This is a genomic window from Bradyrhizobium sp. 63_E2_N1_3, from assembly GCF_052076005.1.
GTDB lineage: Bacteria > Pseudomonadota > Alphaproteobacteria > Rhizobiales > Xanthobacteraceae > Bradyrhizobium > Bradyrhizobium barranii.
In genome coordinates this window covers 3,067,478-3,080,234 of sequence record NZ_CP197235.1, presented here as the reverse complement: position 1 = coordinate 3,080,234, position 12,757 = coordinate 3,067,478, and the positions used below count along the sequence as shown (strand labels likewise).

The 12,757-nt window shown below is 64.5% G+C and carries 12 protein-coding genes; 3 read left to right on the top strand and 9 right to left on the bottom strand.

Going from position 1 to position 12,757, the window contains the following annotated elements; translation table 11 throughout:
- Positions 1-50 precede the first annotated feature (50 nt).
- Entirely contained in the window at positions 51-1,406 is a 1,356-nt protein-coding gene (locus AB7531_RS14230) for a hypothetical protein (RefSeq protein ID WP_038957543.1), read from the bottom strand.
- Between the two features lie 166 nt (positions 1,407-1,572).
- Between AB7531_RS14230 and AB7531_RS14225 the strand changes: the two genes are divergently transcribed.
- Positions 1,573-3,279 carry a caspase family protein gene (locus tag AB7531_RS14225; protein WP_063982184.1) on the top strand — a complete coding sequence of 569 codons (1,707 nt, stop codon included), beginning with the start codon at positions 1,573-1,575 and terminating at the stop codon, positions 3,277-3,279.
- Positions 3,280-3,487: 208 nt separating this feature from the next.
- On the opposite strand, the gene AB7531_RS14220 is transcribed toward AB7531_RS14225, so the two are convergent.
- From AB7531_RS14220 to AB7531_RS14195, 6 genes are all read right to left on the bottom strand, one after another.
- Positions 3,488-4,606, bottom strand: coding sequence for a cobalamin-independent methionine synthase II family protein (locus AB7531_RS14220; protein ID WP_063982183.1), 1,119 nt, complete (start codon positions 4,604-4,606; stop codon positions 3,488-3,490).
- Between the two features lie 20 nt (positions 4,607-4,626).
- Positions 4,627-5,343: an ABC transporter ATP-binding protein gene (locus AB7531_RS14215; RefSeq protein WP_063982182.1), complete on the bottom strand. Its 717-nt coding sequence runs from the start codon at positions 5,341-5,343 to the stop codon at positions 4,627-4,629.
- Positions 5,336-6,091: an ABC transporter ATP-binding protein gene (locus tag AB7531_RS14210; RefSeq protein ID WP_014493881.1), complete on the bottom strand. Its 756-nt coding sequence runs from the start codon at positions 6,089-6,091 to the stop codon at positions 5,336-5,338. Before AB7531_RS14210 ends, AB7531_RS14215 begins: the two co-directional genes overlap by 8 nt.
- Positions 6,088-7,116, bottom strand: coding sequence for a branched-chain amino acid ABC transporter permease (locus AB7531_RS14205; protein ID WP_063982181.1), 1,029 nt, complete (start codon positions 7,114-7,116; stop codon positions 6,088-6,090). Before AB7531_RS14205 ends, AB7531_RS14210 begins: the two co-directional genes overlap by 4 nt.
- Positions 7,117-7,124: 8 nt before the next feature.
- The gene (locus AB7531_RS14200; protein ID WP_063982180.1) at positions 7,125-7,994 is read right to left on the bottom strand and encodes a branched-chain amino acid ABC transporter permease; all 870 of its coding nucleotides are present in this window, start codon (positions 7,992-7,994) and stop codon (positions 7,125-7,127) included.
- A 134-nt stretch (positions 7,995-8,128) separates the two neighbouring features.
- Positions 8,129-9,319: an ABC transporter substrate-binding protein gene (locus AB7531_RS14195; RefSeq protein ID WP_063982179.1), complete on the bottom strand. Its 1,191-nt coding sequence runs from the start codon at positions 9,317-9,319 to the stop codon at positions 8,129-8,131.
- Between the two features lie 519 nt (positions 9,320-9,838).
- Here AB7531_RS14195 and AB7531_RS14190 point away from each other — a divergent pair.
- Entirely contained in the window at positions 9,839-10,123 is a 285-nt protein-coding gene (locus AB7531_RS14190) for a hypothetical protein (RefSeq protein WP_014493877.1), read from the top strand.
- Between the two features lie 73 nt (positions 10,124-10,196).
- On the opposite strand, the gene purU is transcribed toward AB7531_RS14190, so the two are convergent.
- The gene (gene purU / locus AB7531_RS14185; protein ID WP_028152006.1) at positions 10,197-11,060 is read right to left on the bottom strand and encodes a formyltetrahydrofolate deformylase; all 864 of its coding nucleotides are present in this window, start codon (positions 11,058-11,060) and stop codon (positions 10,197-10,199) included.
- 142 nt (positions 11,061-11,202) lie between these two features.
- On the opposite strand from purU, the gene AB7531_RS14180 reads away from it, so the two are divergent.
- Positions 11,203-12,042 (top strand): uroporphyrinogen-III synthase, encoded by an 840-nt coding sequence (locus tag AB7531_RS14180; RefSeq protein WP_063982178.1) that lies wholly within the window; start codon positions 11,203-11,205, stop codon positions 12,040-12,042.
- 14 nt (positions 12,043-12,056) lie between these two features.
- Here the strand turns inward: AB7531_RS14180 and AB7531_RS14175 are convergent, their stop codons facing one another.
- Positions 12,057-12,737, bottom strand: coding sequence for a redoxin family protein (locus AB7531_RS14175; RefSeq protein ID WP_063982177.1), 681 nt, complete (start codon positions 12,735-12,737; stop codon positions 12,057-12,059).
- Between the last annotated feature and the right edge of the window lie 20 nt (positions 12,738-12,757).

Here is a 12,757-nt window from a genome sequence, read left to right as displayed (position 1 = left end):
GTTCCGCCGTTAACCTGGCGGGCGTTTGCGATGTTTAACCTTGGATTATGTCAATCACGCCGTCGCGAGATGACGTAGGACTCGTCGAGAAACCAGAGCCCGTTGTACTTCCGCAGCACGTCCCGGGCGGCATCCAGAGTGCGGCCGTTTTGAGTCATTTCTGTCAATCGGTCGTCCTCGATCTGCGCCACATACACCGCCGCATTCCACGCTGCAAAGGCCGTCGAGGTTCCGATGGTACCCGTCACCTCGTTGGGCAGCGCTTCCATATCATACCTGAAGATCGAACGGTTGTCCGCATAAGCATTAAAATTTAGGTCGCGGCCCAACGACCCGAGCTCATACTTTACCGCGCGCAATAGCTCATGACGGCTGACCGCGAAAGGATTTTCTCCAGGCCAGATCGCCTGGATCATTTCCATGCCGGGATCGTGACCGTGGGAGTGGATACCGATCAGGCGCCCGCCCGGCCGAAGCGCCCGCGCCAGCGGTGCAATGATCCGCTTTGCCCGGAAATTGACCGAGGACAGGGCGCGGTAGGGCTGGGACGCAATGACCAGGTCGAAATTGGCCTCGGTCTGGCCCGGCCGCGGAATGGTCGAATCCAGCAGGAACCTGTGGTCCTCGCGGTACAGCACCAGGACGACGGGCCGCTCGTAGAGCGGCATGGCCGTGCGTGGGCTGATCGCGGCGCGCCAATTCTGCTCCAGGAACGGCCTCAACTCGGCGATCTGCTGCTCGAACTCGCCTGACGAGGCGCCCCGTAACGGAACCTCGTGCCAGACGGTGGCGGCCGCCGCCGCAGGCGATGCCGGCGTGAGCCAGGGCGCCTCCGAGTAGAACATGTTGGTGAACACGAACACCGACGCCGGATGCTCGAAAATGCGGTCCGGGACCCTCTCCAACGTCAGCCGCAAGTCCTCGAGGCTGAGCTCCTTGCCGGCGACGTAGAACGGCATGTGCGGGTAGCGCTGGTGCGTTGCGCGCAGCACCCGGGCCAGCACCGTGCCGTCGCCGACGCCTGCGTCGAAGATGCGCAGCGCCGGCGGGCGCGGATGGATGCTGGCGAGCTCCAGCGCGACGCGCTCGGCGACCACCCGCTTCTCGCTGCAGGTATGGACGAACAGCAGGTATTTTTGCCGGTTCTCGAAGAAACGGAAATTGCCACGCGGATCGCGTTTTTCCGGCGGCACCTGGAGCCCCCGCGGCGGCGGCAGGCCGCCCGTCGTCGATGCGGCGATATAGGCCTGGATCCGCTCCAGCGTGTCGATCGTGATGCGCTTTCCCTCGCGCAGGCGATGGACCAGCTTCCCATCGTTCACCGCGCGCCGGCCAAACGTCGATTCCGCCATGTCCGCCTTGCGGCAGAACTCGGTGATTTGGCTGAGGATTTCGTCGTTCTTCATGAGTGGGAAAGCGGTGGGCAGAACTGTTGGGACCAGCGTCGTAGCAAAATCTGCCCACTGAGGGAATACCCTCTCTTGGCTTTACCCCACGTCCAATGACGAGCGCGTGAACCCCGGCGGACCGCCGGGCAACAAACAAGCGCTTCTCCTTCAAGGGACCATCGCCATGCGCCGCCTGCTCGTCGCGCTCTGCCTGCTCACAGCGCCCATGTGGGCCGCGCCCGCCTTCGCGCAGGCGCGCAGCCAGCTCGGGCCGCTCTGCACGACCGACGCCACGCCGCCAGACCAGATGATCGACGCCTGCAACAAGATCGTCGCGCTGAAGGTGTTCAAAGGCGAGCAGCTCGCGACGATCTATTTCTGGCGCGCGGTGGGCTGGAACAAGAAGGGCGACTATTCGAAGGTCATCGCCGACACCACCGAGGCGATCCGGCTCCAGCCGAGCCAGGCGGTCTACAATCTCAGGGGATCGGCCTATTACGACAAGGGCGACTACGACATCGCGATCGCCGATTTCGACGACGCGCTGAAGCTCGGCCCGCCTGATGGCACCATCTTCCACAATCGCGGCAACGCCTGGCGCGGCAAGGGCGACTACGCCAAGGCCATTGCCGATTACGATGCCACGATCAAGCTGCAGCCCAAATCGACGTTCTCGTTCCAGAATCGCGGCATTGCGAAGGAGGCGCTCGGCGATCTCGACGGCGCGCTTGCCGACATCAACCAGGCGATCCGGCTCGACCCGACACTGCCGCAGCCGCTGATCAACCGCACCGCGATCTGGCGCGTGCGAGGCGATCTCGATCGCGCCGTTGCCGATGGCAGCGAGGCGATCCGGCTTGCGAAGGAAAAACCGCCCGTCAACATCATGACGCCGCCGAACAGCGTGCTGATCTCCGGCTATATCCACCGCGCGCTGGCCTATGAGGCGAAGGGCGACTACGCCCATGCGCGCGACGACTACAAGGCGACGCTGGCGATCGTGGCGTCCGATGCCGGCAGCAAGGCCAACCAGGCGACCGCCAAGGTGCGGCTGTCGCTGGTGACGGATGCGCTCACTCCCATCCCGCGCGATGCGCCGTCACCGGTGACGCAGCCGGCCCCGCAGCAAACGGGCGCGGCACCTGCGCCCTCGCCTACCCCGGCGACGCCTGGCAAGCGCCTCGCACTGGTGATCGGCAATGGCGCCTACGCGCATGTCAAGGCGCTGCCCAATCCGGCCAACGATGCGCGCGCCGTTGCCAGGAGCCTGCGCGACATCGGCTTCACGGTGTCGGAGGGCATCGATCTCGACCGCGCAGCGATGCAGAAAGTGACGCGCGACTTCCTGCGCGAGGCGGCGCGGGCACAGGTCGCGTTGGTGTACTATGCCGGCCACGGCGTGCAGGTCGACGGCCGCAACTATCTCATCCCCGTCGACGTCGAGCTCAAGCCCGGCGCGGGCATGACGGAGGCGATGATCGACATGGACACGATCATGGCCGGCCTCGACGACCAGGTCCGCACCAATATTTTGATCTTCGATGCCTGCCGCAACAATCCGATGGCGCAGCAGGTCGCAGCCGCCGGCACCAACCGAGGCATCGAGGGCGCTTCGGGCCTCGCAGCGCCAACGAGCCTGGGCGCCGGTGCAACGCTGGGCGCGGGGACGCTGATCGCGTTCGCCACCGCGCCGGGCCAGGTCGCGCTCGATGGCGAAGGCGCCAACTCGCCGTTCTCCGCCGCCCTCTCCCGCCATCTCGGCACGCCAGGGCTGGAGGTGCAGCAGATGCTGACGCGCGTGCGGGCGGAAGTGGTCTCGAGCACGAAGAACAAGCAGGTGCCGTGGTCGAACTCGTCGCTGCTGGGCGAGGTCTATCTGGCGGAGAAGTGAGGGCGGGTGAGCGCACCGGTTTTGAACGCCGCGCTATTCGCTCAACACTCAGGTGTCATCGCCCGGCTTGACCGGGCGATCCAGTACTCCGAGACAGTTGTGGTTGAATCGATAGGCCGCGGTGTACTGGATTCCCCGCTTTCGCGGGGAATGACAGTGAGTGTGTGGTGAGGCCTCGCCGTCACTCACGTGACGGACTGCGCAGCGCTTAGTTGCCCCACACTTCCTTGGCGATCTCGACCGCAAGGCTGAGCTTGGCCCACTGCTCTTCCTCGGAGAGGATGTTGCCTTCCTCGGTCGAGGCAAAGCCGCACTGCGGGGACAGCGCGAGCTGCTCCAGCGGCGCGAATTTGGCGGCCTCTTCGAGGCGACGCTTGATGTCGTCCTTTTTCTCGAGCTCGCCGAACTTCGAGGTGATAACGCCGACCACGACGACCTTGTTACCCTTGGGCAGGAAGCGCAGCGGCTCGAAGCCGCCGGCGCGGTCGCTGTCGTATTCGAGGAAGTAGCCATCGTAATTGGTACCGGCCAGCATGGTCTCGGCCACGGGCTCGTAGCCGCCCGAAGAAATCCAGGTCGAGCGGAAATTGCCGCGGCAGACATGCGTCGTCACCACCATGTCGGCCGGCTTCTCGGCCAGCGCGTAATTGATGACGCGCGCATAGATCTGCTGGAGACCCTCGGGATTGTCGCCGCGCTCGCGCGCCTTCTTCAATTCGTCCTGCGAACAGAGATAGGCCCACACGGTGTCGTCGAACTGAAGATAGCGGCAGCCGGCATCGTAAAACGCCTTCACGGCCTTGCGGTAGGTCTTGCCTAGGTCTTCGTAGAACGCGTCGAGATCGGGATAGACGTCCTTGGAGATCGCCTTGCGGCCGCCGCGGAAGTGCAGCACCGCCGGCGAGGGGATCGTCATCTTGGCGGTGACGTGGGCCTGGTCGGCGGACTTCTTCAAGAAGCGGAAGTGATCCAGCATCGGATGGTCGTCGGGGAAATCGAGCTTGCCGATCACGCGGACCGCGTCATGCCGCGTCTCGACGCCCGCGAACTGGATGCCCGTGTCCGGGTGAAACATTTCGCAGCCCGTGAGCTTGGCCAGGAAGTCAAAGTGCCACCAGGAGCGGCGGAATTCGCCGTCGGTCGCGAGCTTCAGGCCGATCGAGGCCTGCTTGTGCACGACCTTCTCGATCTCCATGTCCTCGATCTTGCGCAGATCGTCGGCCGAGATCTCGCCCTTCTCGAGCCTGACGCGGGCTTCCTTGATCTTGGCCGGACGCAGGAGACTGCCGACCTCGTCGGCGCGGAAGGGGGCTTTGGTTCGCTGCATTTCTTGTCTCTCCCGTATTTCTAGTGGGCCGCCGCCCCTGCGACGCCGAGGTGGCGCTCGAGGACCGACGGGTCGGCCTTCAGCGCGGCGCTCGGGGCGTCGTGGACGATCGTTCCGCGCTCCAATATCACAACACGGTCGGCGAGCCCCAGAATCTTTTGCGCGTTCTGCTCGACGATGATCGAGCAGATGCCGCCCGCCCGGGTGATGGTGCCGATCGCCTTCAGCAGCTCCTCGACGATGATGGGGGCGAGGCCCTCCGTCGGCTCGTCCAGCAGCAGGACCTTGGGATTTAGGGTCAGCGCCCGGCCGATCGCCAGCATCTGCTGCTCGCCGCCGGAGAGCTGGTTGCCAAAATTGCTCCGCCGCTCCTTCAGCCGCGGGAACATCTCGTAGACCCTCTCGACCGTCCAGGGGCCGGGCTGCGCCACCGCGGTCATGTTCTCTTCCACCGTCAGCGAGCGGAAGATATTGCGCTCCTGCGGCACCCAGCCGATGCCGGCGCGCGCCCGCTGGTCAGGCCGGAGCGAGGTGACATCGGTGCCGGCGAGCGCGACGGAGCCGGAGAAGCGGCGGGTCACGCCGACGATGGAGTTGATCAGCGTGGTCTTGCCGGTGCCGTTGCGGCCCAGCAACGCAAGCACCTGCCCCTCGGCGAGGCGCAGGGACATGTTGGGCAGCACCACCGCCTCGCCATAGCCAGCGCGCAGGGCGTCGATCGCGAGCAGGTCAGACATTGACCGCCTCCTCGCCGAGATAGACGGCCTTGACCTGCGGGTCGCGCGCGACCACGTCGGGCGGACCTTCGGTGAGCAGCGCGCCCGAGACCAATACCGAGATGCGGTCGGCGAAGGAAAAGACGAGGTCCATGTCGTGCTCGATCAGGAGCACGGTGACGTCACGCGGCAGGCTGCCTACGACCGCGAGAATGTCGTGGCGTTCGCTCTCGGGCACGCCGGCGGCGGGCTCGTCGAGCAGCAGCACGCGGGGCTTGGCGGCGATCGCGACCGCGATCTCGAGCAGGCGCTGCTTGCCGTAAGGCAGCGTCACGGTCTCTTCGTTCATGACGTCGAGCAGATGGAAGCGCCTCAGGAGATCGGCGATCTCGCCGTTGACGTCGCTCCGCGTGCCCATCCGCCGCCACCAGTCGCCGCCATGGCCGAGACGCTCGGAGACGGCAAGGCCGATGGTCTCGAGCGGGGTCAGGTCGGGATAGAGCTGGTTGATCTGGAAAGTGCGCGACAGGCCGCGCAGCACGCGCTTGTGCACGGGCAGATCGGTAATGTCCTGGCCTTCGAGCAGGATCCGGCCCGAGTTCGGCTTGAGCACGCCGGTGAGCTGGTTGATGACCGTGGTCTTGCCGGCACCGTTCGGGCCGATCAGCGCGTGACGGGCGCCCTGCTCGATCTTGAGCGACAGGTCCCGCGTCACGCGCAGGCCGCCGAACTGCTTTTCGAGATTCTGGGTTTCGAGCGCGATGGTCATGCGTCGCTCTCCGGCACAGCGACGACGGCCTTGCGCCCGGCAACCTGCTTGATGACCAGGTTCGGCACATAGAGCACCCAGCGGTGCAGGCGCTGGCGGCCGACCAGCACGATCACGACCAGCACGAGGCCGATCCAGAACTGCCAATATTGCGGGGTGATGGTGGAGAACACTTCCTGGAGCATGCGGAAGATCACCGCGCCGACCAGTCCGCCGTAGAGATAGCCGGTCCCGCCGATGACGAGCACCAGCATCAAATCGGCCGAACGCTCGAAGGCGAACACGTCGAGGGAGGCGATCGCCGTGGTCTGGGTGAACAGCGCGCCCGCGACGCCGGCATAGAACGCCGCGAGCGTGTAGATCGCGATCAGGCGGCGGTTGACGGGGATACCGATCGCCGCGGCGCGCAGCGGGTTGTTCTTGATCGCGCGCAGCGACAGCCCGAACGGCGAATGCACGACGCGGCGGGCGAACAGGAACAGCAAAAACAGCACGGCCAGCGAATAGAAGAAGCCGGTCTTGCCGAACATGTCGAACGGAATCTCGCCGAAGATCGGCTGCATCTCGATGCCCTGAAGGCCGTCGGTGCCGCCGGTGACGTTGGAGAAGCGCTCGGCGAGCGCCTCAAGGAGCAGCGCGATGCCGAGCGTGACCATCAGCCGGGTCAGGTCGACGCCGCGGATCACCAGGAAGCTGGTGGCGAAACCCAGCACCATCGCGGCAAGGCCGGCTACGATCAGCGCGAGCACGGGCTCATTGATGATCCCGTGCAAGGCGAGAAGCCCCGCGGCGTAGGCGCCGACGCCGAAGAAAGCAGCGTGGCCGAGCGAAACGATGCCGGCATAACCGAGGATGAGATCGAGCGACATCGCGAACAGCGCCAGCCGCAGGATGTCGGTCATGATCAGATAGCGCGTAGGAAATGCGAAGCCGCAGGCCAGCACGACCAGCCAGAAGGCGACTTCGCCATAGTGCCAGCGCGCGTGGCGCTGGGCGTGATAACCGACGTCGGAGGAAGCGCTCATCGGCGGCCTCAACGCGCGGCCGTGCGGCCGAACAGGCCGTTCGGGCGCCAGATCAGGATCACGATCATCATGGTGTAGATCACGAAGGGGCCCATCTTCGGCACGTAATATTTGCCGGCGACGTCGCCGATGCCGAGCAGGAGCGAGGCCAGGAATGGACCGGTGATCGAGGACGAGCCGCCGACCGTGACCACGATCAGGAAGTAGATCATGAACTTCAGCGGGAAATACGGATCGAGGCCGAGGATCTCGGCGCTCAGTGCACCACCGAGACCGGCGAGCCCGCAGCCGAAAGCAAAGGTGAAGGCGAACACCTGCGGCACGTTGATGCCGAGGCCGCTCGCGGCACGGGGATCATCGACCGCGGCGCGCAGCCGGCTGCCGAAACGGGTCTTGGCCAGCACCATCTGGAGACCAATGGTGAGCAGGCCGCAGATCACGATGATCATCAACCGGTAGCGGCCGATGCCGACACCGAACACGTCGAACTGGCCCTGGAGCGCAGCCGGCAAATTGATGAACACCCGCGACGAGCCCTGGATGTAATCGACGGCCGCGACCGACATGAACGTCAGACCGATCGTGAACAGCACCTGGTCGAGATGGCTGCGCGCATAGAGATGGCGGTAGAGCGTTCGTTCGAGCACGATGCCGATGGCTGCTGCGGAGACAAAGGCGAGCGGCAGCGCGGCGAAGAACGGCCAGCCCATCCGGTTGACCAGGACCATGCAGACATAGCCGCCGGCCATGGCGAAGGCACCGTGGGCGAGGTTGACGAAGTTCATCAGGCCGAGCGTGACCGCAAGCCCGCAAGCGAGCACGAACAGCAGCATGCCGTAGGCAACGCCATCGAACAGGTTGGTGAGGATAGAGGTCATCGGAAGCGGGTGAACCCTAGTAATCACTCGTCATTCCGGGGCAGCGCGCAGCGCTGAACCCGGAATCCATTTCCATCACGTCGAGATCCCCGATGCGCGCTAAGCGCGCTCGGGGATGACGCGCTTTTCGCGCGTCACTTCTTGGTCTTGCCGAGATCCTTGACGGCTTCGAAGGTCGCGAACTCGACATTGTAGAGCTCGCCGTCGACCTTCTCGACCTTGCGGATGTAGATGTTCTGCACGATGTCGCGGGTCTCGGGGTCGATCGAGATCGGGCCGCGCGGGCTTTCCCACTTCTGGCCCTTCATGGCTTCGACCAGCTTGGTGCCGTCGGTGTCGCCATTGGTCTTCTTAAGCGCCTCGTAGATGAGGTGGATGCCGTCATAGCCGCTCACGGCCATGAAGCCCGGACGGTTGCCGTAGGCCTTCTTGTAGGCCGCGACGAAATCCTTGTTCATCTGCGAGGGATGCGCCGCGGAATACAGATGCGCGGTGACCGTGCCGAGCACGGCGTCGCCCATGTTGTTGAGCAGGTCGTCGTCGGTGACGTCGCCCGGTCCGATCACCTTGATGCCGGCCTTGTCGAGGCCACGCTCGGCATACTGCTTCATGAAGTTGCCGCCCTGGCCGGCCGGCACGAACACGAAGATCGCGTCGGGCTTGGCGTCCTTCATGCGCTGGAGGAACGGCGCGAAATCGGGATTGGCGAGCGGCGTCTTCACCTCTTCGACCACCTCACCGCCGCCGGCGGTGAAATTCTGCTTGAAGAAGTTCAGCGCGTCGTTGCCCGGCGCGTAGTCGGAGGTGAGCGTCGCCACCTTCTTGATGCCGTTCTTCACCGCCCAGTCGGCGATGATGGTCGAGGACTGCGCCAGCGTGAAGCTGGTGCGCACGATGTAGGGCGAGCGCTCGGTGATGATGGAGGTGCCGGCCGCCATCACGACTTCCGGGATCTTGGCCTGGGTTGCGAGCGGCGCGGCCGCGAGCGCGGCTGGCGTCACGCCGAAGCCGGCGATGAAATTGACCTTGTCGTTGACGATCAGCTCCTGCGCGGCCGTCTTGGTCTTGTCCGGAATCGCGGCGTCGTCCTTGAGGATGATCTCGATCTTCTTGCCGGCGACGGTGTCGCCCTTCTGCTGCATGTAAAGCTTGATCGCGTTCTCGATCTGCTTGCCGGTCGAGGCCTGACCGCCGGTCATCGGCAGGATCAGGCCGACCTTGACGGTGTCCTCGGCCTTGGCGGGCACGATGGCCGCGAGGCCGGCGATGGCGGCCGCTGCTGCGGTCCAAGAGACCTTATAAGAAAACGTCTTCCGTTCGAACATCAGATGTCCCTCCCCTTCATTCCTGACCTCTTGTGCGCCGGACCGAGTGCCCGGTCCTTGGCTCAACCTTAGCTCACGCACGCGCGATGTCGCGCCACATGGCGTCTTTCGCGCCCTTATTGTCAATCGGACGTTTGGCGACCATTCGGCGCAAGCCACGCGTCCCGATTGCCGACGACGGGAGCGATGCCGTGGTTACGTCGGGGTAACCCGAGCATCCCCATCCTGGTCGCTCCTATTTGTACGATTGTACAAATAAAATGGACCTGTCAACGAAAAAGCCCCGCCGCCGACCAAGCCAGTTTGTCGCGCGCCCCTTGGACAGTCTAGAAAGCAGCCGGCCGCGTGGATGGAGGATTTCGTCTTTCTTTTGCAGAATTCGGACACCGGCGAGGCTTCGGTTCACCGCAAATCGGTATTTAATTACCTACCTCGAATAAGTCTATTTTACCTTGTTGAAGACTACTCTTCCCGCGCCAGCCTAACCCGGCGTCCAACACGACTGAATTCGCGCGCACAATGCTCAAGCCTTTCCGCTCCGTCCTCACCCTCGTTGCGCTCGCCGCGGGGCTGTCCGGCTGCGGCACCGTCAACGAAAAGCTCTCCGCCGGTATGGGCGACTACGTCCCGCAATGGGCCGGCGGCCTGCCGGCCGACGCACCGCCGCGGCCCGGCACGCCGCAATACGACGCCTACATGAAAGAGCGCGAACGCAAGCGGCTGCTGCCGGCGGCGGATCGCGAGAAGGAAGAGCAGGCGCAGAAGGGCGCGACGGGGTCCACGTCGGGCGGCGCGGTGCGCTAGGGGAGCGAATGGCGAATAGGGAGTGGCGAATATCGCCACCCTCTCCATTCGCTACTCGCCACTCCACTATTCGCTAGTCCATGAACACCACGGTCTTGCGGCCGTTGAGGATGACGCGGTCGTCGAGGTGGTAGCGGATCGCGCGGGCCAGCACGCGCCGCTCGATATCGCGGCCCTTGCGGACGAGATCCTCCGGCGTGTCGCGGTGGCTGATGCGCTCGACGTCCTGATCGACGATCGGACCTTCGTCGAGATCGCGCGTGACGTAATGGGCGGTCGCTCCGATCAGCTTGACGCCGCGCTCGTGGGCCTGGTGATAGGGCTTTGCGCCCTTGAAGCCCGGCAGGAACGAGTGGTGGATGTTGATGCAGCGGCCGGAAAGCTTGGCGGAAAGATCATCCGACAGGATCTGCATGTAGCGCGCGAGCACGACGAGATCGGTGCCGGTCTCGGCGACGAGATCGAGGATCTGCGCCTCCTGCTCGCGCTTGGTCTCCTTGGTGACAGGCAGATGGTGGAACGGGATGCCGCCAAAATCGAGCCCGGCATAGACCTCGCGCGGATGGTTGGAGACGATTGCGGTCGGGACCATCGGCAGCTCGCCGGTGCGCCAGCGATAGAGGATGTCGACCAGGCAATGGTCGGACTTCGACACCAGCAGCATTACCTTGCGATGCGCGGCACGGTCGCGCATCTGCCACTCCATGCCGAAACGCTCCGCGATCGCGGCAAAGCCGGTCTGGAGCGCCGACAGCTCCACGGCGAGATCGGCCGCGGTGAACACCACGCGCATGAAGAACTTCTTGGTCTCGACGTCGTCGAACTGCTGGGCATCGAGAATGTTCTGTCCGTTGTGGGCCAGAAAGGTCGACACCGCCGAGACGATGCCGGGACGATCCGGACAGGACAGGGTCAGGACATATTGATGATCGGGCATGGCTCTTGATGAAGGTTTGGGCAGCGACTGCGGAACGACCCGCGATTTGCGCCCTGCTCTATCACCGACCCCGCCCTTGCGCCAATCCCGACAGCGGAGTCAGGATGAATGGACCATTGCAATTTACCGCCGGAGCACACCCATGGCCGACCGCTTGAACGGCTACCGCATCCTGATCCTGGAGACGCGCGAGGAGGCGCAGTTTTCAAAGCTTCTGGCGGAGCAAGGTGCCGATGTCGTGCAGTGCCCGATGTTCACCATTCACGACGCGCCCGATCCCGCCCCGGTCGAGGCCTGGATCCGCCGCGCCATCGACCAGCCCCTTGACGACCTCGTGCTGATGACGGGCGAAGGCCTGCGGCGGATCATGAAGCTCGCGCGGAGCCGTGGTCTCGACCAGGCCCTGGTCGCAGCCCTCGCCAAATCGCGAAAATTCACCCGCGGCCCGAAGCCCGGCAGGGCGTTGCGCGAGATCTCCCTCGATGCGCAGCAGACCACGGAGAAGCCGACCACCGAAGGCGTGATCGAAATGCTGGGCAGGCTTGATCTGAAGGGGCGACGCGTCGGCCTTCAGCTTTATCCGGACAAGGACCACAGCGTCCTGACCGGCGCGCTTGCCGTGCAAGGCGCCGATGTCGATACCGTGCTGCCTTATGCCTACGATTCCAAGGCAGCGGATGCCAACATCGTCGCCGCCATCGACGACATGGCCGAGGGGCGGATCGATTCCATCGCGCTGACCAATCTTGGCCAGGTCCGCCGCCTCGTGGAAGCCGCGAAGGCACATGGCAGTGAGGCGAAGTTGCGCGCAGGGTTGGAGCGGACGCTGATTGCGTCGGTGGGTCCTGCAGTGTCGGGAGAGCTCGCCGCGCATGGCCTGCGCACGGACATCGCACCGGCGGAAGACCACTATTTCATGCGCCCGCTGATCTCGGCGATGGCGGCAGCGCTCGCCGAGAAACGGCCGAAGGTGGCGGGTTAATCACCAGCCGATGCCTAGCTCGCCACCTGCGATGCGGCCGACATCAACTCCTGCGGGCTCGGAGCCCCGAACATGCGGTGGCCGCCTTCAGGAACCTCGGTAAAGGTCCAGCGCACGATCCCCTCGCGATCGAGCAGGAACTGGCCGAACAGCTGGCCCTGGCCGGTTGCCGCCATGCGCTGATCGGCCTCCATCATCTCGTAGCCGTCCTTGTTGTTGAGGTACTCGGAAGCCGCCAACCGATTCATCGGCCCCGACGTTTCGCCGGGCACATCCACCTGCATGCTCTTGACGACGTCCATACCCACCTTGCGCGGCCACTCGGTTTCGTTCTCCGTAAACTCGATAGTGGGCAGGCCGAACGCACGGTGCGAGACCCGCTCGGGGTCGGACGCGGCGAGCAGATTGGGCAAGGGATGATAGCGGAAGTAGAGCCGCGCGCGTTCGATGGGCGTATTCACGACCGTGAGACTTTCGACGCCCTTGTCGCGCAGGGCTGCGTCAAGTTGCGCCTGTGCCGCGATATGGCGCCGACAGAACGGGCAGTGCAGCCCGCGAAACAAGCCGATCAGTATTGGACTGTGCCCGCGAAAATCCTGGAGCGAGATCGTCCCATCCCGTGTGATCGCGTCCAGCACGACGTTTGGCGCGCGATCGCCCGGTTGAAGCGGTCCATCGACATGAAGTTCTGACATGGTTGAACTCCTTCATATGA

Excerpts from the sequence above, each read along its gene's own strand:
- AB7531_RS14230 (WP_038957543.1), bottom strand. The coding sequence starts at position 1,406 with ATGAAGAACGACGAAATCCTCAGCCAAATCACCGAGTTCTGCCGCAAG.
- AB7531_RS14195 (WP_063982179.1), bottom strand. The coding sequence starts at position 9,319 with ATGTTCGAACGGAAGACGTTTTCTTATAAGGTCTCTTGGACCGCAGCA.
- AB7531_RS14215 (WP_063982182.1), bottom strand. The coding sequence starts at position 5,343 with ATGTCTGACCTGCTCGCGATCGACGCCCTGCGCGCTGGCTATGGCGAG.
- AB7531_RS14205 (WP_063982181.1), bottom strand. The coding sequence starts at position 7,116 with ATGAGCGCTTCCTCCGACGTCGGTTATCACGCCCAGCGCCACGCGCGC.
- AB7531_RS14190 (WP_014493877.1), top strand. The coding sequence starts at position 9,839 with ATGCTCAAGCCTTTCCGCTCCGTCCTCACCCTCGTTGCGCTCGCCGCG.
- purU (WP_028152006.1), bottom strand. The coding sequence starts at position 11,060 with ATGCCCGATCATCAATATGTCCTGACCCTGTCCTGTCCGGATCGTCCC.
- AB7531_RS14180 (WP_063982178.1), top strand. The coding sequence starts at position 11,203 with ATGGCCGACCGCTTGAACGGCTACCGCATCCTGATCCTGGAGACGCGC.
- AB7531_RS14225 (WP_063982184.1), top strand. The coding sequence starts at position 1,573 with ATGCGCCGCCTGCTCGTCGCGCTCTGCCTGCTCACAGCGCCCATGTGG.
- AB7531_RS14175 (WP_063982177.1), bottom strand. The coding sequence starts at position 12,737 with ATGTCAGAACTTCATGTCGATGGACCGCTTCAACCGGGCGATCGCGCG.
- AB7531_RS14200 (WP_063982180.1), bottom strand. The coding sequence starts at position 7,994 with ATGACCTCTATCCTCACCAACCTGTTCGATGGCGTTGCCTACGGCATG.
- AB7531_RS14220 (WP_063982183.1), bottom strand. The coding sequence starts at position 4,606 with ATGCAGCGAACCAAAGCCCCCTTCCGCGCCGACGAGGTCGGCAGTCTC.
- AB7531_RS14210 (WP_014493881.1), bottom strand. The coding sequence starts at position 6,091 with ATGACCATCGCGCTCGAAACCCAGAATCTCGAAAAGCAGTTCGGCGGC.